24 protein-coding genes and 2 tRNA genes are annotated in these 21,191 nt (G+C 57.0%); 12 read left to right on the top strand and 14 right to left on the bottom strand.

The window, feature by feature from the left end:
* Positions 1–36: 36 nt before the first annotated feature.
* Together Q4481_RS08490 and Q4481_RS08485 are read left to right on the top strand one after the other, a co-directional pair.
* Positions 37–1,122 (top strand): ParB N-terminal domain-containing protein, encoded by a 1,086-nt coding sequence (locus Q4481_RS08490; RefSeq protein WP_304375909.1) that lies wholly within the window; start codon positions 37–39, stop codon positions 1,120–1,122.
* Between the two features lies 1 nt (position 1,123).
* Positions 1,124–2,185: a hypothetical protein gene (locus Q4481_RS08485; protein WP_304375907.1), complete on the top strand. Its 1,062-nt coding sequence runs from the start codon at positions 1,124–1,126 to the stop codon at positions 2,183–2,185.
* Here the strand turns inward: Q4481_RS08485 and Q4481_RS08480 are convergent.
* The 11 genes from Q4481_RS08480 to Q4481_RS08430 form a co-directional block, all read right to left on the bottom strand.
* Entirely contained in the window at positions 2,182–3,051 is an 870-nt protein-coding gene (locus Q4481_RS08480; RefSeq protein ID WP_304375906.1) for a DNA adenine methylase, read from the bottom strand. The two genes, Q4481_RS08485 and Q4481_RS08480, sit on opposite strands and share 4 nt — an antisense overlap.
* 189 nt (positions 3,052–3,240) lie before the next feature.
* Positions 3,241–3,513 carry a hypothetical protein gene (locus Q4481_RS08475; protein WP_304375905.1) on the bottom strand — a complete coding sequence of 91 codons (273 nt, stop codon included), beginning with the start codon at positions 3,511–3,513 and terminating at the stop codon, positions 3,241–3,243.
* Positions 3,510–4,622 carry a hypothetical protein gene (locus tag Q4481_RS08470; protein WP_304375904.1) on the bottom strand — a complete coding sequence of 371 codons (1,113 nt, stop codon included), beginning with the start codon at positions 4,620–4,622 and terminating at the stop codon, positions 3,510–3,512. The genes Q4481_RS08475 and Q4481_RS08470 overlap by 4 nt, the downstream gene beginning before the upstream one ends.
* 19 nt (positions 4,623–4,641) lie before the next feature.
* Positions 4,642–5,877, bottom strand: coding sequence for a S49 family peptidase (locus Q4481_RS08465; protein ID WP_304375902.1), 1,236 nt, complete (start codon positions 5,875–5,877; stop codon positions 4,642–4,644).
* A gap of 10 nt (positions 5,878–5,887) precedes the next feature.
* Entirely contained in the window at positions 5,888–6,142 is a 255-nt protein-coding gene (locus Q4481_RS08460) for a hypothetical protein (protein ID WP_304375901.1), read from the bottom strand.
* 1 nt (position 6,143) lies between these two features.
* Complete coding sequence (locus tag Q4481_RS08455) at positions 6,144–6,452, bottom strand: hypothetical protein (RefSeq protein ID WP_304375900.1); 309 nt, start codon at positions 6,450–6,452, stop codon at positions 6,144–6,146.
* Positions 6,452–6,691, bottom strand: coding sequence for a hypothetical protein (locus Q4481_RS08450; RefSeq protein WP_304375899.1), 240 nt, complete (start codon positions 6,689–6,691; stop codon positions 6,452–6,454). The genes Q4481_RS08455 and Q4481_RS08450 overlap by 1 nt, the downstream gene beginning before the upstream one ends.
* Positions 6,691–6,912 carry a hypothetical protein gene (locus tag Q4481_RS08445; protein ID WP_304375898.1) on the bottom strand — a complete coding sequence of 74 codons (222 nt, stop codon included), beginning with the start codon at positions 6,910–6,912 and terminating at the stop codon, positions 6,691–6,693. The genes Q4481_RS08450 and Q4481_RS08445 overlap by 1 nt, the downstream gene beginning before the upstream one ends.
* 79 nt (positions 6,913–6,991) lie before the next feature.
* A complete protein-coding gene (locus tag Q4481_RS08440) occupies positions 6,992–7,315 on the bottom strand; it encodes a hypothetical protein (RefSeq protein WP_304375897.1) in 324 nt (107 codons plus the stop codon).
* The gene (locus Q4481_RS08435; RefSeq protein ID WP_304375896.1) at positions 7,312–7,683 is read right to left on the bottom strand and encodes a hypothetical protein; all 372 of its coding nucleotides are present in this window, start codon (positions 7,681–7,683) and stop codon (positions 7,312–7,314) included. Before Q4481_RS08435 ends, Q4481_RS08440 begins: the two co-directional genes overlap by 4 nt.
* Before the next feature lie 966 nt (positions 7,684–8,649).
* Positions 8,650–8,847, bottom strand: coding sequence for a hypothetical protein (locus Q4481_RS08430; protein WP_304375895.1), 198 nt, complete (start codon positions 8,845–8,847; stop codon positions 8,650–8,652).
* Between the two features lie 334 nt (positions 8,848–9,181).
* Between Q4481_RS08430 and Q4481_RS08425 the strand changes: the two genes are divergently transcribed.
* Together Q4481_RS08425 and Q4481_RS08420 are read left to right on the top strand one after the other, a co-directional pair.
* Positions 9,182–9,448, top strand: a complete 267-nt coding sequence (locus Q4481_RS08425; RefSeq protein ID WP_304375894.1) for an Arc family DNA-binding protein — start codon at positions 9,182–9,184, stop codon at positions 9,446–9,448.
* Between the two features lie 8 nt (positions 9,449–9,456).
* Entirely contained in the window at positions 9,457–10,647 is a 1,191-nt protein-coding gene (locus Q4481_RS08420; RefSeq protein WP_304375893.1) for a tyrosine-type recombinase/integrase, read from the top strand.
* Between the two features lie 222 nt (positions 10,648–10,869).
* Here the strand turns inward: Q4481_RS08420 and Q4481_RS08415 are convergent.
* Positions 10,870–10,943, bottom strand: a tRNA-Cys gene (locus Q4481_RS08415).
* Positions 10,944–11,253: 310 nt separating this feature from the next.
* On the opposite strand from Q4481_RS08415, the gene Q4481_RS08410 reads away from it, so the two are divergent.
* From Q4481_RS08410 to Q4481_RS08380, 7 genes are all read left to right on the top strand, one after another.
* Positions 11,254–11,328: transfer RNA gene (locus tag Q4481_RS08410), tRNA-Asn, on the top strand.
* A 118-nt stretch (positions 11,329–11,446) separates the two neighbouring features.
* The gene (locus tag Q4481_RS08405) at positions 11,447–12,901 is read left to right on the top strand and encodes a cryptochrome/photolyase family protein (RefSeq protein WP_304375892.1); all 1,455 of its coding nucleotides are present in this window, start codon (positions 11,447–11,449) and stop codon (positions 12,899–12,901) included.
* 128 nt (positions 12,902–13,029) lie between these two features.
* Positions 13,030–14,280 carry an SAM-dependent methyltransferase gene (locus Q4481_RS08400; protein ID WP_304375891.1) on the top strand — a complete coding sequence of 417 codons (1,251 nt, stop codon included), beginning with the start codon at positions 13,030–13,032 and terminating at the stop codon, positions 14,278–14,280.
* A 159-nt stretch (positions 14,281–14,439) separates the two neighbouring features.
* A complete protein-coding gene (locus tag Q4481_RS08395; RefSeq protein WP_304375889.1) occupies positions 14,440–15,480 on the top strand; it encodes a cysteine synthase A in 1,041 nt (346 codons plus the stop codon).
* 3 nt (positions 15,481–15,483) lie between these two features.
* Complete coding sequence (locus Q4481_RS08390) at positions 15,484–16,227, top strand: alanyl-tRNA editing protein (RefSeq protein ID WP_304375888.1); 744 nt, start codon at positions 15,484–15,486, stop codon at positions 16,225–16,227.
* Between the two features lie 16 nt (positions 16,228–16,243).
* Positions 16,244–17,098 carry a 3-mercaptopyruvate sulfurtransferase gene (gene sseA / locus Q4481_RS08385; protein ID WP_304375887.1) on the top strand — a complete coding sequence of 285 codons (855 nt, stop codon included), beginning with the start codon at positions 16,244–16,246 and terminating at the stop codon, positions 17,096–17,098.
* Positions 17,099–17,101: 3 nt separating this feature from the next.
* Positions 17,102–17,677 carry a GNAT family N-acetyltransferase gene (locus tag Q4481_RS08380; RefSeq protein ID WP_304375886.1) on the top strand — a complete coding sequence of 192 codons (576 nt, stop codon included), beginning with the start codon at positions 17,102–17,104 and terminating at the stop codon, positions 17,675–17,677.
* A gap of 18 nt (positions 17,678–17,695) precedes the next feature.
* Here the strand turns inward: Q4481_RS08380 and Q4481_RS08375 are convergent, their stop codons facing one another.
* Entirely contained in the window at positions 17,696–18,649 is a 954-nt protein-coding gene (locus tag Q4481_RS08375; RefSeq protein WP_354542183.1) for a flagellin N-terminal helical domain-containing protein, read from the bottom strand.
* Positions 18,650–18,905: 256 nt separating this feature from the next.
* The gene (locus tag Q4481_RS08370) at positions 18,906–19,097 is read right to left on the bottom strand and encodes a hypothetical protein (RefSeq protein ID WP_304375884.1); all 192 of its coding nucleotides are present in this window, start codon (positions 19,095–19,097) and stop codon (positions 18,906–18,908) included.
* Positions 19,098–19,911: 814 nt separating this feature from the next.
* Between Q4481_RS08370 and Q4481_RS08365 the strand changes: the two genes are divergently transcribed.
* Positions 19,912–21,186 (top strand): WcaI family glycosyltransferase, encoded by a 1,275-nt coding sequence (locus Q4481_RS08365; RefSeq protein WP_304375883.1) that lies wholly within the window; start codon positions 19,912–19,914, stop codon positions 21,184–21,186.
* Positions 21,187–21,191 lie beyond the last annotated feature (5 nt).

Genomic DNA, 21,191 nt, shown 5'->3' with positions numbered 1-21,191 from the left:
AATGCCGGCAAACACCGATAGGGGCGGTCCTGCGAAATGAAATATGACAACTTCAAACCCGAGCAGCTGAGTCTTGATCGAAAGAACCCTCGTTTCGGCCTTGAAGTTGCACAGAGCGAGGCCGAAGCGCTCGCCATTTTGCTTGAGAAGGCGAACTTAAAAGAACTCTGGGATTCAATAGCCGAAAGGGGCTACGAACCGTATGAGCCTCTAGTTGCAACGGAAGAAGACGGCGAACTGGTCGTGCTTGAAGGCAACCGACGTTTGGCTGCGGTGAAATTCTTGCTCGATCCCGATCTCGCACCAAATGAGATCGCACGTCGGAAGATACCGCAGTTAGCCGCAGACAAGCTCGCGACTTGCGAATCTGTCCCTGTAATTGTGGTTGAAAACAGAGAGAAGGCGTCAGGATACATCGGTTTCAAACACGTCAATGGTCCAACGCGCTGGTCATCCCTCGCGAAAGCGAAGTTTGGTGTAGACTTTTACGAATCCCTTGGGGACGCTCTATCGCCTCAACGAAAGATGCAGTCGCTAACGAAGCAACTTGGTGATAGCCGCGGACTAATAATAAGGCTTTTGGTTGCCTACAAAATAGTATTACAGGCTATCGAACTCGGCATGTTCGACAAGCTTATGGTGCAGAGTGATGAGATCGAGTTTTCACATCTTTATACATTGATTAATAATCCTGATAGTCGCGCATTCATTGGTTTTTCGAAAGCACCCCTAAGCGAAAGCTTGATAATCAATAATCCGGTCCCAGAGTCTCATTTTGGACAACTACAGGAACTGCTAAGTTATCTGTACGGTTCTAAATCTGTGATAAAGGCACAGGGGACAGATCGTCCTCGTCTTCAACGAGTCCTCGCAAGCCAGGAAGGGCTTAGAGAATTGCGCACAACGGGCAATCTCGAGGCCGCAGAGACTGTAGCCGGAATAGTATCCGAAGATTGGCTCAATAATTTAGCCAAAATCGCCGCGATGGTACAAAAATCCGCATCGGACATTACAGTGATAGTCGATGATTTGCCTCCTGACGACAAGCTTCAGGCTGACACACTCCTTAAGCGTATCGATCGGCAATTGAAGCAGATCCGATCAACTTTCTCGGAAGAATGAGATGTTCACATTCCGATGGAAAACACTCGAGAGCTGCGAGGCGAATAACGATGCGTTGGCGCTTTGGGAAGTGGCAGCCATTTTTCGCGGCCACGCCCTGTTTGACGACATCAGCATCGATCGTGATGCGGCCGTAGAAATGTATATTTCGACATTCGTTGCAGAGGATTCTCGCGAGGACTATCGTTCGGAGCCTCAACTCGCAGAGGATGAGATGCTCGAAGTATTCTCTTCGGGACTGAAGAATTTAGTAGAGGGCCGAATCGCTGAATTGGGTGCCCATTACCCGCTGGTCCTCGACGCTTCGGGAAATGCACTTACTTCGAAACCTTGGAATGAGATCACTTCTGTCGGTGGTGGTTACCTCGGCCTGCAATTTTACAGAGCCCTGCACGCTGGACTTATTGAGGTCGAAGACTCGGACGTCGGGCGGGGGGCGTTGATTTCTCAATTTAACCGTTGGTTCCCCAAGCTTCTTGAGGTGCTGGCCGGATATGCGGTATCCGGTGAGAAGGCGGGTGTCCCGCATTTAACGTCAGAAGTAAGAAGCTCACAGAAGCTTCATAGTGTTCTGGGCGCTCTATGTCGCCGCATAGAAGCAGGGGTTGTGACCAACTATCAGCAATGGTCAGCTGAACAGAAGGCAGCTAATGACGGCGGAGTTGACTGTATAGTCCATGTAGGTGGCCCTGGCATGCCCGGAACCGCTTTTCTAGTCCTTGTGGGCGCCACAGTCCAAGCGACACAAATAAATCATAAGATCGTAGACACTGACGCCATTAGACGGTTCGGCGACTTTTTCGCTATCAGGCCGGGCGCTCTATTTGGTGCGCTAGTTCGGCCGTGTGACGCCGATCCGCTGACGAAGGAAAAATGCGCGACAAGGAGCTGCTTGCTTTACACCTATGATGATATTTGGAGAAACATTGGCAAGCGCAACGAACAAAACTGGACCAAAAGGTATTTTGGCCGATTGGATGCTCAGGCGCGCAGACTTTTGAAGGATCTCGAAGGAGCTATATTGATTGATGACTATTCATCATACACGTTGAAATTTTCTTAGCTCATAAAGAGGAGCTCACGCTCGGTTCTTCGACGGCCTAAGCTGTAGCGGACATCAAGTCTATATTCCTTTTTGTTCTTATAGTTTTCACGCACAAGCGGATGATCATCATAGGTAAGGAGCCAGTGCGGAGCGACGTCTGCCGCAAGCCATTGGGCGAGCGCGTCATGTTTAGCAACGGTCATACCATCAAAATAGAGTCGACTGCCGGCTTTTACGTAAGGTGGATCAACAAAAAGGAAAGTTTCGCTAAGAAGTTCACGTTCTTCAAGCGCCCTACAGAATGTCAGACCATCTAGATTTGACGTCTCAATACAATGCCTCAGCGCGCCAATTTTTGCCACTCTATCAGAAAGCGAATCTTTGTAATATCGGGCGTCTATTTTCCATTTTCCACTTTGATCGTAACCGCCAATTGGTCCCGATCCCAAGAGCACACCCGATCTGCTAGTTCTGTTTACAAAGAAGGCTGCGAAACCCAGTTCAAAATCGTAGCTGGTCGCATTGGTATCATGTAACTTGCGAAGGCTAGTCTCCCAATTTTCGATTGTTGGTTCCGTGTTATTTATAGCAGAAATAAATCGGTCTGTTTCATCTGTGATTGCTCGCCACGCAGAGTAGACACGAACGTCGGCGTCGTTGAGAAACAGCCGTTTAACGTCACCATCAAGTAAGAGATTCAGCGCAGCTCCGGCACCACCACAGAACGGTTCGGCAAACCCTGCTTGTCCTTTGGGAAAGCGTCGAAGTAGCTCATCTTTCAGAAAAGGCGTCAGAAAACCTTTACCGCCAGGATAGCGGAAAGGCGATGCTGCCGCCCCTCCATGGCGGGTTGGATGCGCCTTGAGGTCAATTACGTTTGCCAAAATAGGTACCCTGTTTGCTACTGCGCGAAAAACGCTAATCACATTTCAAATCTGTTTTTTGCAGATTCCCACTGTGCAGGCCAGTGGTCTTAAATCGAGTTCAATGCTTGTGTGTTCGGATTGGCCGGCGCCCGCTCCTTGGCGCCGGCCCTTCCCGCCACGAGATTTGTAAGGGCTGTGGCGGGCAATTCACTCTGTCGCCAGGACGCCGAGCGGATCACCGAGATTGACGCAGTGGGCCATGGTTATGTGATCGGTGGAACCGTTGAACGTTGCTGCCTCCTTCGCCAATTTTGTTCCCTGAAGGGCCGCTACGCCTTTCTCAAGCGCCTTGTCAGCAGCGGACCTCGGTAGAGCCTCGGCAGTCCCGGCAGTGACGATCCGCCGATCGATCTCGCCGGCAGGCGTGCGGTTGAAGAAACAGAAATGTCGGATGGCGACAATTGCGACAAGGTCCGTCATCCGATTGCCCTCGTCACTTCCTCGGCAATCTCGTCGTCGTTCGCCGGATCCATGGCGCCCATGGGATCGCCCAGATCGACAACATCAGCAGGCGGTTGCTCTTGGCCCAGCTCTTTCCGCTTCTCGAGCTTTTTCAGAAAAAGCTGACCCGCCGGCGTATTGACTTCGATGGCGGCTCGCTTGGCAATCGCCAGCCGGGCAATCGGCTCGATAATCGCCGCCTGCTCGCCTTCCTCAATTTCGCAGATACGGAAGCCGTCTCGCTCAGGTGTGACAAACTTCAGGGGCTTGGTTGCCACGATCTGCAGCCTGGCGCGATCTTGCGGCCTTGCCTGATCGATCCGAATGATCTGCCCAGCAATTGCCTCAACCTCGCCGGCGAGGATCTGGCGCGCGCGCTCCTTGGCCGGCTTGATCAGTAGCACCTTCAATGCCTCGGCGGGGGCTAAACCTGGCGCCACGGGGCCGACATAGCAAGGCATGACGCTATTCAGATCCATCAGCTTGGCCAGCGCGTAACGTCGACCAAAACCGCCACTCTCTTCGTCGAACATCTCGGGGGCGAAGTGGTAAAGACCTTCGGCAATGACCGCATCAACCAGTTCGCGACCCGACAGAGGCGCTCTGGAGTCGCCCTTTCGATTATCTGGCCGGTGCGAATGGTAACCAGGGAGAAGGCCGGCGTCTGCCGGGATCGCGGCGAGGAGAGATTTCCGGACAGCCATCAGGCCGGCGATAGCGTCTGCAATCGCAGTGGCGTGGGCTTCCGCGACCTCGGCGATTGAATGGAATGTCGCCGCCGTTGTCGTCCGCTTCTCGATGCCTGCAGCTTCGGCAAGGCGGAGTTCTGCAGCCTCGAGCTCGTCGCGGTAGTCTTGTGCGAGGCTGCCGGCGTCTTCTGCATCAAGCTGCAGCGCTCGAACCTTGGCGGTTGCCGCCTCGATCGCGCTCGGGTTTTTGGTCAGGACCGCGCGGCGGGCCTGCCGGCCGCTCTCGAGCGCCTCGAGTGCAGCAGCATGCCGGCGCTCTTGATCAACCAGGCGGTCACGCAAAATGGAGACTTCTTCTTCGATGTCACCGGCAAGAGATTTTTTGGATGGAGCTTTCACGTGCGCCTCCTGGCGTGGATCAGATTTTGATTTTCGAGGTTTCGAAACGGGCGTTTGCCCGCTCCATGGCGGTTTTCCAGGTCTCGGCAACGGACAAACTCGAGGGCTGTGGCATGCCACCTCCAATGGCAATGGCACCCGCCTTGGCCTTTCTGTTGAAATAGTCGGCGGTTACCGTCTCCGGTGATGGCGCGCTTTCGATCAGGGCTCGATCATAGGAAATGCGCGCGGCTGCAAGGATGCTGACACAAGTCTCCAGGCTCTCGCTCGACTTGAAAGCCAGGTGATTAGCGAGTGTTGGCATGAGCTTGCCGTTCTCGCTTTCGAGAATAGCTTGAATTCGGCCGGCGGCGTCCAGGTCGGCTTCCACCTTGGGATAGACCGTTGACGCTGCGGCAACGGCAACCGAGCGCGAAGGTTGTTCTGCGCGCCTTCGGCCTGCCGGCCCCTGCATGGCGGCAATCGTCGCTTCAAGCTGGCCGACTTCGTCGGCCATGCCTGCCCTCACCGCCGCTTTGCCGATCAGGATGCCACCGGCGCCGAACTTCTTGACCACGGTCTCAGAGGTCACGCCGCGGTGACGTGCGACCGCATCGATGAACACAGAAGCAAGATCATCGACCATCTGTTGCATTCTGCCCTGACCCTCCGGGGTATCAGGGTCCGGTCGCTTACCAGGCGACTGCGAAGAAACGAACTCATGCGTCTTCACTCCCCGCCATTCTTCGGCCTTCCGGGCGTCTTTCATGCCGACAACGACACCGATCGAGCCCAGCATAGCCGCTTCAGAAATTATGATCCGGCTGGCGGCGGATGCAATCCAGTATCCGCCGGACGCAGCCATACCGGACACATAGGCGGTTACCGGCTTCACGGCACGGGCCGCATAGATCGCCGATGCCAGTTCGTCGCAACCATTGGCCTCGCCGCCTGGGCTATCAATGATCAGGAGGATTGAGCCCACCCGCTGATCGTCGAGCGCCGCTTGAAGATCTCTGCGAAGGATCTGGTAGGACGTGGCGCCGCTGAACTCGACGAATAGATTGGCCTTCTTGAAGAGCGGGCCTTCCACGTTGATCAGTGCGACATCGCCACGGATCCGCGCCCGCTCGGCGCGCTCAAGACCCTGGGCCCGATAAGCTTCGAGAATTTCTGGGCTCGTCTGGTGGGCTCGGTCGGCAATGGAAACGAGCTCGTCGGCCCTCTCTGGCAGAAGAGCCCATGCCGCGCTGCTGGCGTAATCGAGAAGGCGCATTGGGTTGACCTCAATGAATGCGGGCGTTGATGTCGGCCATAACCTTGTCCCAGCCGGCCTTTGCCGTTCGTTCGCTTTCGCGGTTGGCAAGCTCCGGGTGCTGGGAAATGTACTGGTCGCGCGACTCCTTGGCCGCAGCGAAGATGCCTTTGCAGGTTTCGACATCGTGCGAGGTTTCGAACGCCAACAGCTTGGCGAGCGTTGGAAACAGATCCGCATGTTCGGCGGCAAAAATGGCCTGGGTACGATGAAGTTGGGTGGACATTTCAAATTCCCTTCTGCCTGAGTTCGGCGATGGTGATCCCGGCCGTTGCCAGGTCGGCTGCAATTGCGCGGTGCATCGTGGTCAGGATCTGCTTGAGCATCGCTTTCGGCACACCGACCGCTTCTGCGGCAACGTCTTCAAGCATCTGCTCGGCTATCGCCTCAATACCGGCCTCGTCGATCTCTCCTGCCCGATACAGGCGAATAAGAGCCGCAGCGCGCTCCCGGCCGGCGGCGCGGGCGTTCGCTTCGGCAGCCTCGAAAGCAGCGTCAACATGGGCGACTGTGGCGCGCGGACGGCGGCGGAACATCAGATACCCTCGCCCGAAAGATCATCGATTTCGAAAAGCCCTGAGAGTTTTCGTCCGGCACGCTGCATCTTTTCACTGGCGGCCAATAAGGCGTATTCGACGGAGCTCATTCCCAGCCTGCTGGCTTCCTGGTGCAACGCTTCACTGAAGTCAGACAAGATCCGGGTGTCTGTCCCGGCGAACGGTACGCGGTCAGCTCGTGTTGCCTGCGAACGATGATAGGCGCCAAATCTCGGCATCAGATGCGCACCTCGTCGATATCTCCTACCTCGAATATTCCGGGGAGCGATTGTCCGCGCGAAGTCAGTTTTTCGGCCGCCGCGCGCAAGACGAATTCGTTCGGGCTGACGCCCGCTTTGTTGGCGGCATCGAAAAGGGCGTCGCGGAAATCGACCGTTACCCGGGCACCTGGCAGGCTCACCGGTACTCTTTCGGAGTTCTTTGGGTTGGCACTGGACATTTCTGCCTCCAATTTCTGAAGGCAGAATCTCACACTCGCCGCGGCTTGTGGATTGACACGGGATGGAACGCGTTACCGATCAAACGGGAACGCCAGCTTCTCGAAAATAGCGCTCAAGATACGGATCATCGCGCCGTCCTTCCCGCAACATTTCGAGGGCGTCGTGGTCACCATGTTGGAGCATCAGCCAGGCAGGCCAAGATATCTCGAGCGGCGAATTCGGGCGGATCTGGCGAGCGATCCCAAATTTTCGGCATACATCGCGGAGCATCTTGTCCGAATACCCGGTGCGGTACATGAGCTCTTTCAAGACAATCACGTCAGTTTGCCTCATAAGGACGGTTCTCGGGCGCCGCCGCTGCCTTGCTGGCAAATCATCGGCTTGAAAAAGTTTGTCACTCATTGGCGACCACCCTCACCCTTGCGGACCTTACGGCCCTCGAGCGCGATGACCTTCCAATCGAATTTATCAAGCCGGCCGCCATCCAACGGCGCGCCGTCTTCGCATCGGATCGCTTGGAGGTCGTTCAGCAGTTTTTGCCTATCCTCGTCGGACGCGGTGGCGCGATCGATAAGGTTCTGCTTCTGAGCCAGGTTCAAAGCTCTCTTCGACGACATGCCGAGCATGCGGCCGATCGTGCCTGCGGAGTAGCCGGCCGTCCACATCACAGCGACGATGTATTTCACATCATCGGAATGCCGCCGGCGCGTTGCTGGCAAATCGAGCTTGTAGCTTGCGACCGCCTGGGCTGGTGTATCGTGGCGGTTCATGCCGCGTCATCTCCGTCGCGCACGCGCGCAGCGTCATACTCAGATGGTTCAGGATGGGGGCTGCGCCCCCAAACCCCTCCAAGGGGGTGACCCCCTTGACCCCGCTCAGCGTCGGCTTCGCCGCCGCAACCACCCCGCTCAAGGTTTTCGAGCCGCTGACCTTTCATCGACAAAATCACCGCAGCGGTTTTTCTCTGCTTACGAAGGGGGGGATAATTGAAATGGGCGCGGATCATACGAAGGTATTCGTCTGCGGCCTCGTCGGCACGATCGGTTCCAACCAGCGGAGTGAGCCGCTTCCGGATCTGCGAGCGCAGGGTATTGAGGCGACCAGTTCGTTTCGGAACGTCGAGAGAGACGATAGACCTTGCGACCCCTGCCGTGGCGCCATGAGAACGGTGCAAGGGGAAAGGCAGGATCTCAGCCGGCGGTCTCCAGTCCAACAGTGAGAGTTGCTCAGACATTGCGGCATTCTCCCTTAGTCAAGAGGATCAACGTATGTGGGATACGTTGAGACGACCTCCCCGCCTTTTTCAGGGGGGATACGTTGAGACGACCTCAGTTCGTCCGGAATGGCCAAATGGAGGAGCCGAATTCGCTCTTGGCGCCCATCGCCTGCTTCGTAACTGACGATGAGGAACCCCAGCCGCCTGAGCCGCTGGATGTCTCGTTTCGTTGATGCGAGTGACCGCGCTGAGCGAACAGAAAGAGCTTTGTCTGTAAGTCGAAGAGCTCCGTCACGACGAGAAACATGGGAGCCGATCGCCTTCATGGTCGCTTTCGAAAGCCGCATGTCGGCTAACGCATTACCCGCCAGTCTAATCCAAAGGTTGACGTAGCCGTTAGCGATGTCAGCCTTGGAAGGCCAACGCAAGGGTCGAGAAGCGGTCAATTCAAGTCGCCTCGGGCGCGTCGAGAATACGAAGTCCTGCGCCTCTGCCGAAGCTGCCAAACCTGATCGCGTGCTCATCCGTGGGCACTCCGGTAGGTCCGCATTCTCGCGGCCATCGCGCAAGCTTCCGTTGCCTGAAGAGCCGAGAGTCCAAACCGCTCTTGGAGCGCAGGAATTGGCCGAACGATGCCGCCGGCCTGGTCGGCGAGCCACTGGGCGGCCAGTTCGACGGCCGCGCTGCGCTCGTGATCGGTGGTGAATGGACGGGTCATGCTGCGTCACCACTGCGCTCTGGAACCAGAGCTGCACGTACTTGACGAGGGCTCCAAGTCCACCTGCCGCCGACTAGATTTGCCGGGACCTGGCCCGTGGTGACCAAATGATACGTCTGGCGCTGCGTGCGCCGGATGTATTTGGCCAAACTGGCGATACCCCATTGTACATCAAGTGGCTCGATAGCCGAGCAATCGCCGTCTTCCAATTTATTCGACATTTTTACCTTCTGTCACCATTTAGACACCACAATGGTGCAATTGGAATTTTTTGTCAAGACATGGTGTCGGTTTGGTGATATTTGACGTCAAATGACATTTCGGAGGTTTTCGGTTGGTAGACGAAAATGAAATCAGACTTACGCTCAGGCTACCCGCGTCTTTGCGTGATAAACTTTCCGAGAAAGCCGGATCGAACGGCCGGTCGCTGAATGCAGAGATCTTGACGAGGATCGAACGCACACTCGCTGAAGAAGATCAGTACGATTCATCGGTGTACGATATGATTGGCGATCTCAACGAGCAGGTGGAGAAGTTGGCATCCAAACTTGATGTGCTGTGGGCTGTTTATCAGGGCCGCGACCCATACAATCACGATTGAGGCGTTGAATGTCTGTTCGTAAACGCACCTGGACCACGCCGGCGGGCGACCAAAAGAGCGCTTGGGTGGTCGACTATACGGACATGGCGGGCAAGCGCAGGCTGAAAACCTTCGCGAAGAAGAAAGAGGCCGACCAGTTCGCGGCGACGGCCGCGGTAGAGGTTCGGGAAGGCGTCCACGTTGCCGACAGCGCGTCGGTTACAGTTGCGAAAGCCGGCGCCCTCTGGATAGCTTCCGGCGAGACTGCCGGCCTCGAGCGATCGACGATCAATCAACGCAAGAGCCACCTGGCAAACCATATCGTACCGCTGATCGGCCCGACCCTGCTTTCAAAGCTTACAGTGCCGGTGATTCGCGACTTTGAAGACAAGCTTCGTGCCGGTGGCCGATCTGCGGCGATGACGAAAAAGGTGCTGACCTCCCTTGGTTCGATCCTTGCGGATGCCAATGAGCGCGGCCTTGCGATGCGCAATCCGGTCCGAGACATCAAGGGATCCCGCAACGGCCGCGAGAAACGGCAGGAAAACCGCCTCAGGAAGCGACTGGAGGTCGGAGTGGACATTCCAACGCGAGAAGAGGTCAAAGCGCTCCTGGGCGCCCTGTCGCCTCATTGGCGGCCGCTTGTGATCACTGCGGTCTTCACCGGCATGAGATCGTCCGAATTGCGCGGGCTGCGATGGCAGGACGTGAATTTCAAACACGAAGAGATCCGAGTTGCGCAGCGCGCCGATCAGTTCGGTGAGATCGGTCCGCCGAAATCGAGCGCTGGTGTCCGGACAATCCCTGTGCCGACCGTGGTGATCAACGCCCTGAAGGAACTGAAACTGAAATCGAGCGATTCGGCGCTTGTCTTTGCCAATCCTGACGGCGAGCCTAGATCCCATACCAATATCATCGACAAGGGCCTTATCCCTGCCATGATCGCAGCCGGCGTCACGATCAAAACCAGCGAAATTGATTCCGATGGCAATCCAGTCCTGAAAGCAAAATATACCGGACTGCATAGCCTTCGGCACTTTTACGCCTCCTGGTGCATCAATCGAAAAGAAGATGGCGGCCTTGGTCTCCCCCCGAAAATGGTCCAGGAGCGCTTAGGTCATGCCTCAATCACGATGACCTTCGATACCTATGGGCACCTATTCCCGCGAGGCGATGACGGCGGCGAACTAGCCGATGCGGCCCTGTCATTGCTGAAGTGAAGCAAGCCGGCCCGGATACCCGCTCAGAATCAACACGATTTGGATCATTTTCCGCGCCAAACAGTGATTCCATGTTGCAATTCATGTCGCGTGGAGTTGCCGAGCATGCCGGATACTCGTTGAAATTAAACGGAAATTGATTGCAACACGAACGCGACAAATAGAACGGCTTTCGACCGTATCCAAAATCGCCAAACACTTGATTTCATTCATGGAAATGTTTGGAGGCCTCGCCCGGAATCGAACCGGGGTGCAAGGATTTGCAGTCCTCTGCGTAACCACTCCGCCACGAGGCCTCTCGTGCCAACGGATAAGCCAAAGAGCTTAGTTGTCCGTTTGCTTGCAGGGAAATTCAGTGCGAACCAACGTTCCCGGCGGAATGGCGGGCTTCTAACAGGAAGGATTGGCGTCTGCAAGACGTTTTGCGACGAAATTCCGTCCCTATCGACCGCAGATTTTTTTCATTGGCCAGAATGTCCGGATTTCTCGGCATTTGCGCGAAAATGCGAAACAAGAATTGCAGGAATACACATTTTTTTCAAAAAACCGCTTGGCAAATCGTCCGGTCATTTGTATTAGGCCACCAACGCCGCGGCGACGCGGTATTCCCTGGTAGCTCAGCGGTAGAGCATTCGACTGTTAATCGACAGGTCGCCGGTTCGAATCCGGCCCGGGGAGCCAGTTTTAAAGCCTAGCTTTCGAAAAGCCGGATCCAAGTGATCCGGCTTTTTTGTTTTGGCGTAAGAGGTGCGCGGTGGCAGGGTTCTGCGACCGAAACGCCTTCAGCCAAGTGTAAAGCATGCCCAAGCCTGACATAACCTCCCCCGCTTCGATCGTCTGGTTTCGCCGCGACCTTCGTCTGGCCGACAATCTGGCCCTGGACGCCGCTTGTCGGCGTGGCGGCCCCGTGATCTGTATCTTCATCCGCGAACCCGGCGATGCCCTTTCGGGCGCCAATGGCGCGGCACAGGCCTGGTGGCTTCACCACTCGCTGGAACGGCTCGATCAGGCGCTTCGCGCCTGTGGGAATCGATTGATCCTTAGAACAGGCTCCCCTGAAGAGGTCCTCTCCCGGATCGCGGACGAAACCGGTGCCGATTGCCTGTTCTGGAACCGGCGCTATGACCCGGACGGTATCCGGGCCGACACGGACCTGAAATCGAAGCTGCGTGAACACTTCGCCAGGGTCGAGAGCTTTGCCGGCTTCCTTCTTCATGAGCCGCAGCGGCTGCTGACAAAGGACGGTCGTCCTTACCAGGTCTATACGCCTTTCTGGCGTGCCCTCGAGGGCAGCCTCATTCCGCTCGACCCGATCCCTGCACCAACCGCGATACAGGCGGTGAACACGCCCATGCACAGCGATTCACTTGACGATTGGGCGCTGTTGCCTACGAAACCGGACTGGGCATCGCGATTCTCCGAGGTCTGGACGCCGGGCGAAGCCGCAGCGCAATCGACTTTGGCGGAATTTCTGGACGGGGCCATCAATGGATATAAGGCCAGACGCGATGTTCCCGCAGGGCGGACGACCTCGCTTCTTTCCCCCCATCTGGCGTTCGGCGAGATCTCCCCTCACCGCATCTGGCACATGGTCCGCGCCTTACCGGACACAATTCCGATCGACGACACGACGCATTTCCTGAAGGAACTGGTCTGGCGCGATTTCTCCTGGCACCTGCTTTTTCATCGACCGGATCTGGCGACGACGAATCTCAATGCCAAATTCGATGCTTTTCCCTGGCAGGACAACGAGATGCTGCTTGCACAATGGCATCGTGGCCTGACCGGCTATCCGATCGTTGATGCCGGCATGCGCCAGCTTTGGCGCCACGGCTGGATGCACAATCGCGTGCGGATGGTGGTCGCCTCGTTCCTGATTAAGGATCTGCTGATCGACTGGCGGCATGGCGAGCGCTGGTTTCGCGATACGCTCGTCGATGCTGACCAAGCCAGCAACGCGGCATCCTGGCAATGGGTCGCCGGGTGCGGCGCTGACGCGGCTCCCTATTTCCGCATCTTCAATCCGGCCAAACAGGGCGAAACCTTCGATCCCGACGGTGCTTACATCCGTGCTTTCTGCCCGGAACTCGCGAAATTGCCCGACCACTATATCCATCGTCCGCATGAGGCACCTTCAGAGATCCTCCGCTCGGCCGGCATCACCCTTGGCAAAACCTACCCACATCCGATGATTGCGCATGACTTTGCGCGCAAGCGTGCGCTGGAAATATTTCAGTCACTCGGCAATTCCTGAACTCCAGCAGCCAAAATTTGCAGGGGCAACCAGCTTGCCCCTCGACAAACGGTCGAAAATTTGCGGAAATGGCTTAAAAAACAAGAAATAGAGGATGCTAAAATGCATCCATCGGAAACGGAGGGGCAATGTCTGGGACCATGATGATGCCAGATACCGATGGCAATGTATTGACGACGGCAAATGCAGCTGTGTTGTTGCGAGGGCTACCGGCAACCGCCCGGTTTGTTCTGGAGCGCTTGAGCCAGCTCGAGCGCGGCGCGCTCACCATGACGCTTCCCGATGGCCGGCAGCTGACGATCCGGGGGCAAGCGGCGGGTCCGAAGGCAGCGGTCACCATGAAGAACTGGAACCTCATCAGCCGGGCGCTTTCGACCGGGGCCATCGGCGTGGCGGAAAGCTACATGGATGGCGATTGGGACAGTCCGGATGCAGGGCAGTTTCTCGAACTCTTTCTCGTGAACGAGCATGTCGGTGGACGCTTTGCCAACGGCGCCCGTGGCGTGCTCAAATGGATCGATCGTTTCCGCCACTGGATGAACGCAAATACGAAAAGCGGCTCGAAGCGCAACATTTCGGCCCACTATGATCTCGGCAACGATTTCTACCGCGAATGGCTCGATCCGACGATGACCTATTCGTCGGCGCTCTACCAGACCGGCGCCGAGGATCTGGCCAGTGCCCAGCGCGCGAAATATCGGGCGCTCGCCGAAGCAACCGGCATCGGCCCGAACGATCATGTGCTCGAGATCGGCTGCGGATGGGGCGGCTTTGCCGAATATGCGGCCACCGAAATCGGCTGCAAGGTCACGGGTCTGACGATCAGCCGCGAACAACTTCGCTTCGCCCAGGAACGGATGCAGAAAGCGGGCCTTTCGGACCGAGTCGAGCTGAAATTCCAGGATTATCGCGACGAAACCGCGAAATATGATCGCATCGTCTCGATCGAAATGTTCGAAGCGGTGGGGGAAAAATACTGGCCGGTCTATTTCTCCAAGCTCGGTCAATGTCTGAAGCCGGGTGGGCGCGCTGGCCTGCAGGTGATCACGATCGACAAGGAATCCTATCTCAAGTACCGGAACAATCCCGATTTCATCCAGAAATACATCTTTCCGGGCGGCATGCTTCCGACTCTCGAGCATCTTGAAAGCCATGGCCGTAAAATCGGCCTCGATATGGTGGCGAAACTCGGCTTCGGGCCAGACTATGCCCGCACACTGGCCGAATGGCGTCAGGCATTCTGGAGCGTCTGGGACCGCCTGCAGCCGCTGGGCTTCGATCATCGCTTCAAGCGCCTGTGGGAGTTCTACTTCTATTATTGCGAAGCCGGCTTCCGGGCCCGCAATATCGATGTGCACCAGGTCGTCTATCAGCGATAGAGCCTGCCGATTTCGCATCCATTCGTGCCGGCGCCGGCAATTGGGAAAGCTATTCCTCCTGCAAGTAAATTGCAGGCAAGATAATTCCTTGCGCCTCCATGCCAGAACGTGAAAAACAGCTGCCTTCGTCATTGGCCGCATCAAAGGGTGGAATCCAGAATGTCAGTCCGCGCAAATGTCCTCGAAGCCATCGGCAACACGCCGCTGATCAAGCTTAAGAAGGCGTCCGAATTGACCGGATGCACCATTCTCGGAAAAGCCGAATTCCTCAATCCCGGCCAATCCGTGAAGGATCGTGCCGCGCTCTGGATCATTCGCGATGCAGAACGACGTGGCGTGCTGCGCCCGGGCGGTGTGATCGTCGAAGGCACCGCCGGCAATACGGGGATCGGGCTCGCCATGGTCGCCGGTGCTCTCGGATACCGCACGGTCATCGTCATTCCCGAAACCCAGAGCCAGGAGAAGAAGGACGCGCTTCGGCTTCTTGGCGCCGAGCTGGTGGAAGTGCCCGCGGTTCCCTACAAGAACCCGAACAATTACGTGAAGCTTTCCGGCCGCCTGGCCGCAGAGCTCGCCAAGACCGAGCCGAACGGTGCCATCTGGGCCAACCAGTTCGACAATGTTGCCAACCGTCAGGCCCATATCGATATGACGGCTCCGGAAATCTGGAAAGATACCGATGGCAAGGTGGATGGCTTCATCTGCGCGGTCGGTTCCGGCGGCACGCTGGCAGGGGTCGGCATGGGGCTGCGTGGCTTCAATCCGGACGTCAAGATCGGCCTTGCCGATCCCGAAGGGGCGGCACTTTACGAATATTACGCCAACGGCGAACTCAAATCGTCCGGCGGCTCGATCACCGAAGGGATCGGCCAGGGGCGGATTACGGCCAACCTCGAAGGTTTCCGGCCAGACTTCCAGTACCTGATCCCCGATGCGGAAGCCCTGCCCCTGATTTTCGATCTCGTCCAGGAGGAAGGTCTCTGCCTCGGCGGTTCGTCCGGCATCAATATCGCGGGCGCTATCCGGCTCGCGAAGGATCTCGGACCGGGGCACACGATCGTCACGATCCTTTGCGACTATGGTAACCGTTATCAGTCGAAACTGTTCAATCCCGCCTTTCTGGAAAGCAAGGGCTTGCCAAGTCCGGCCTGGATGGCGAAAACAAGTGCGATTGCACCGCCCTTCGAACCGATCGAGTGATTCATGCCCGTCCTCCCGCTTTACCGCGACGATTTCTACCTTTCCACAGTGGAAGCCAGGGTCGAAGCGGTCAGGGAAGATGGCGCCATCGAATTCGACCAGACCTGCTTCTATGCCACATCCGGCGGCCAGCCGGGCGATACCGGTTTCATCGAGCGTGCCGACGGCAGCCGGATCGAGATCGCCCGCACCATCCATGGCGACAGCAAGGATATCATCCTGCATATCCCGGCAGACGGCCAGCCGACGCTTTCGGCTGGCGAAGCCGTTGTGCTGCATATCGATTGGGCGCGACGTTACCGCCTGATGCGGATGCATACGGCCTGCCATATCCTTTCCGTCGTCTGCTCCTACCCGATCACCGGGGCCGCTGTCGGCGAAGACGAAAGCCGCGTCGATTTCGACATGTCCGAGACGATCGACAAGGATGAAGTGACGGCGAAGATGATGGAGATCGTCGCCGCCAATCATCCGGTCTTCCTCAAATGGATCACCGATGAAGAGCTGATCGCCAATCCCGGCATCGTCAAATCCAAAAATGTCCGGCCACCGGTTGGCCTGGGGCGCGTCAGCCTTGTCTGCATCGGCGAAGACGCTTTGATCGACAGCCAGCCCTGCGGCGGCACCCATGTGTCCGAAACGCAGGAAGTCGGCGATATCCACATCGCTAAAATCGAGAAAAAGGGAAAGGAAAACAGGCGCTTCCGAATTCGTTTCGGCAAGCCTGACGCCCTTTCCGAACAATGATACGGGAGGTTTGACCATGGATGACGATCAGAGCCGCTATGTCGTGTCGACCGATTGGGTCGAAAAGAACCTTGGCGCACCGCAGTTCCGGTTGGTTGATGCATCCTGGTATCTTCCGGCCCAGAAACGCGATGCCGCGGCCGAATATGCCGAAGCGCATATTCCGGGAGCCGTCTTCTTCGATCAGGACGCGATCGCGGACCATTCGACCAACCTGCCGCATACGATCCCGGATCCCGCCTTCTTTGCCATCGAGGTCTCCAAGATGGGGATTTCCGATCAGGACACGATTGTTGTCTATGATGGACCGGGCCTGTTTTCGGCGCCACGCGTCTGGTTCCTCTTCCGCCTGATGGGCGCGCGTAACGTTTATGTCATGGCTGGCGGCATGGATGCCTGGAAGGCCGAAGGCCGGCCGGTGACGAGCGATCTGCCGGAGCCGCAGCCGGCGACCTTCGCTGCACGTATGGATCTCGGCAAGGTCACGACGCTTGACGCCATGCGCGCAATCGTGGGGTCCGGCAGCACCCAGATCGCCGATGCGCGGGGTGCGGGCCGTTTCACCGGTGACGAAAGCGAACCGCGCCCGGGCGTCCGTTCAGGCCATATGCCGGGCGCTCGCAATCTTCCGTTCGGCAACCTTCTCCGCAACGGCACCTTGAAGCCGGTCTCCGAACTCAAGACCGTGTTTGAAGAAGCGGGTATCGATCTTTCGCGTCCGGTCGTTACCTCCTGCGGCTCTGGCGTAACTGCTGCGGTCATCACGCTCGCGCTCGAATCCGTCGGCCATTCCGCCAATACGCTCTATGACGGTTCCTGGACCGAATGGGGCGGGCGCGATGACACGCCCGTCGTCACAGGCAAGGAATGAGGCATGGCCGTTCCCAGCAAGAAGCCAAAAGCCGTCAAAGCGCATATCACGCGGCTCGAAATGACTGCTCCGCCGCATCAGAGCCTGTCGCTGCCGTCAAACCTGAATGTGGCGCTGATGCGGGTCGAGAAGATTCCGGCCGCCTATTACCGATATCTCTATCTGCAGGTCGGACAGCGCTGGCACTGGGTCGATCGGCTGCGGATGAGCGGCGAGGCACTGGAAAAGCTCCTGCATGATCCTCGCTCGCATATCACCGTTCTTTATGTCGACGGCGCACCGGCTGGCTTCGCCGAGTATTTCCAGACCGACAGCGACACGATCGAGCTCTGCCATTTCGGCCTGATGGAACATGCGCTCGGCCTTGGTGTTGGCAAATGGTTCCTGCTGCAGGTTCTTTACGGGATCTGGGGGCTGGAGCCGAAGACTGTGACGGTGACCACCAACACGCTCGATCATCCGCGCGCTTTGCAGCTTTACCAGATGTTCGGCTTCAACCCCGTCGCGACATCGGACGCACTCGTGCGTCCGCTCAGCGATGAGGAACTCCTATCTCTAATGCGGCCCGCAAAGGCCTGATCAACGATTGCCAGCGCTTTAGCGGTAAAGGGACAGCAAATTGTCACCATTGCTGTTGGCGATCGACAGAGCCTGGATGCTGAGCTGCTGCTGCGTCTGCATCGCCTTCAGACGGGTGGATTCCAGATTGAGTTCGGCATCCCTCAGCTTGCCGACACCGCGGTTGGACGCATCGCGGATGTCCTGGACGAATTCCGTCTGAAGCTCGAGCCGGCTCGATATGGCACCGAGATCGGCAGCGGCATCTGTCATCAACTGCATCATATATTCCGTGCCGCTGATCATGATGTCGATATCCTCGTTTGAGGTCGAATTATCGACTTCCATCAGGCGAGCTGACGGCCAGGCATCCTTTCCGGTCATGAACACGTAACCGGACATGTGGGTATCCCAGCCACTCGCAAGACCCGGCTGCGTGAGGATCCCGAACGTTCCCGGCCCTGTTTCGTCGATCAGGCGGTTCGGAGTGCCTGCGCTACCCTTGGAATAGGTGATCTCGCCGACGCGGACCTGTCCATCCTCACCCCGGATGAAGGAACCGACGAGCTTGCGATCGGTTTCGGTATTGCCATTCTGCGTCACCAACCAGTTCTCACCATTGAAACTGGCACCCTCGGCAATCGTACGCATCTGTTCGCGCAACTCGGTCAGTTCCGCATTGATCTTGTCGCGGTCTAGGCCCGGCTCGCGTGCCGCAATCAGCTTCGCCTTGTATTCCGACATGACATCGATTGCCTGGTTCATGCCGATATAGGCGGTATCCGCAGAGGCCGCTCCAAGTGCAATCGCATCCTTGACGGCCGCCAGCGCCTTGTCGTCCGAACGCATCGTGGTCGTGATCGACCAGTAGGCCGCATTGTCGGATGCCGAACCGACTCGCAACCCGCTGGAAATCCTGTTTTCGGTGGTATTGAGAGAGCGATCGAGACCGCGCAGCCGGTCGATCGATGCGATTGCGGACGTATTCGTCAAGATACTCGCCATAAAACCATACTCCAAAAGCAACATAGGCCCGGTTTACATTCGGGTAACCATGACGAGAATTATTGTATGATTAATGTTAACGACCGGTTGCGCATGCGAAGTGACAATTCGCAATAAACGCAAATAGAGCAACCGGAAGAGTATGAAATTGACCGAAGACGCGTGATAACCGACTTCGCATCGATACCGACCCCGAATGCAAACGCCGCCCGGAGGCGGCGTTTTCAGGTTCGCACAATTGCCCTCACCAGGCGTGCAAATCCGGGCGCACTTTCGGAAGCGCGGCAATGGCAGTCTCGACGTCCTCCACGGAACGGTAGACATTGTTGTCGAGATCCATGACGTGGAACTTGACCGCGATGAATTTGAGCTTTCCGTTTTCCGGAACAGCAATTCCCACCGGCTCACCGGCGAACTCGATCACCTGTTTATCCATGGCAATACTCCATGATGCCCATTCGCAGGAATGGGATATGCAAAAGTCGATTTTCAACGATACGAACGACGAAGCGTTTACATTCGTACTGAGGGACAGCGCCAATTGTTGGCTGAGCCCTGAACACACGCGTCAAACGGATGGCAAGAAACGAAATCGAACATGGATCGACCCATACATTTCCTCCTTTGATCCAGGTTGTTGCGAGTCTGTCCGACGCGGACAGCGAGCCTCATATGGTGTCAGATTTGGTCATTTCAATGACCTGTTTCCTTTCGTAACACCAACAGCCCCAAACCCGCATCACAATAAGCCTGTGAACGAACACGCCCCTCCCCCGGACCCTCGGCAAAGCTGCCTAAATGTTGCGCAAATGCAAGCCTTGCAAAAAATTCCGGGAAAAAGCGCCGCCGCGGCCAACTGCGACATAATCACCCGAATTCAACCGCTTGCGAAACCTATATGAGTATGGTTCATGATTTTTCGACGTCGATATCTTCTCGAAAAATTTCGCCTTTCAGAGGCTGTCCGAACCGCACCGCAAGCGAGGGAAAACCCGATTGCGGTCTAAATTTGGGCATTATTCTGAGCGAGAAGAGCGGCGTGACGGGGGTCACAGTGGCTATTGTGCGGGGAAAGACTGTTTGAATGCGATCTCGGGATCGCGGCGCTGGTTGGAAAACGGGAACCCGAACGCCATCCGGACGTTTAAGTAGCAGGCCTTTTGCGATCGACACGATCGCGGAGCGCTTGGGAAGAACCGAGACCATTGGAACTGAAGTCTAGCACAGAGCATAAATCGGATCAGACGAAAATGAAGACGACTGCCAAGAGCAACCTGGCGGACAGGAATGAAACGGATGCCGATCGCAATATCGCCGGCAAGCGTATCGTGCTGTACGGCATGAACTTTTCGCCCGAAATCACCGGCGTCGGGAAATATACCGGTGAGATTGCGGATTATCTGGCCGGCCAGAAGGCCGATGTGACGGTTGTCACCACGCCGCCGCACTATCCGGGCTGGGCTGTCAAGGACGGTTATAGCAACCGTTATTCGACCGAGCACAAGAACGGCATGAAGATCCTGCGGGTTCCGCTGTTCCTCAAGGAGAACATGAGTGGCATCTGGCGCCTGATCGCGCCGATGAGCTTTGCGGCGACTTCTGCGCCCGTCGTTCTCTGGCAGATCCTGCGTAATCGTCCGCATTTCGTCATCTGCGTCGAACCGACACTCTTTGCCGCTCCGCTTGCCATTCTCGCTTCCAAGATCATTGGCGCGAGAACCGTGCTGCATGTGCAGGATCTCGAAGTGGACGCAGCCTTTGCCGTCGGTCATCTGAAATCGCTCGGCTTCCTGAAGAAGCTGGGCTATCTGTTCGAAAAGGTGACGCTGAAGGGGTTTGACCGCATCATCACCATTTCCTCGCGCATGGCCGAGCGACTGGTCGCCAAGACCGGCAAGCCGTCGCAGGTCGCCATCGTTCGCAACTGGGTCGATCTCGGGCATATCTATCCGCTCGGGCGGATTTCGGCCTACCGACATGAGCTCGGCTATGCCGATGACGATTTCATCGTGCTCTATTCGGGCAATATCGGTGCCAAGCAGGGCCTTGATACGCTTCTCGACGCAGCAGAACGGCTGGTGTCGAACAAGAAGATCCGGTTTATCATCGCAGGCGAAGGTCCCGCCAAGCGTGGCCTAGTCGAGAAGTATGGCAAGCTTGAGAATGTCAGTTTCCTGCCGTTCCAGCCTTACGAGAAATTCAATGAATTCATGAACCTCGCAAGCCTGCACGCACTACCGCAGGAACGCGGCGCTGCTGATTTAGTATTGCCCTCGAAACTTGGCGGCATGCTGGCCTCCGGCATTCCGGTGGTCGTCACGGCAGAACCCGGAACCGAACTCGCCGAGTTTCTGGGCGACAGTGCCATCATCACACCGCCCGGCGATGCGCACGCGCTGGCGCGCGCCATCGAAAAAGCCTCGCACGGCGACCGCGAAGACTGGCGCGAACGGCAGGCCGATCTCTCCCGCATGCTGTCCAAAGAGGATGGCTGCATCTCCTTCATCAACGCCGTCACCGGCTGAGCAGG

It is taken from the genome of Fluviirhizobium alvei (assembly GCF_030551875.1).
Taxonomy (GTDB): domain Bacteria; phylum Pseudomonadota; class Alphaproteobacteria; order Rhizobiales; family Rhizobiaceae; genus Rhizobium_E; species Rhizobium_E alvei.
Note: the sequence above shows the minus strand (reverse complement) of the source record. Positions and strands in the feature narration are given on the sequence as shown.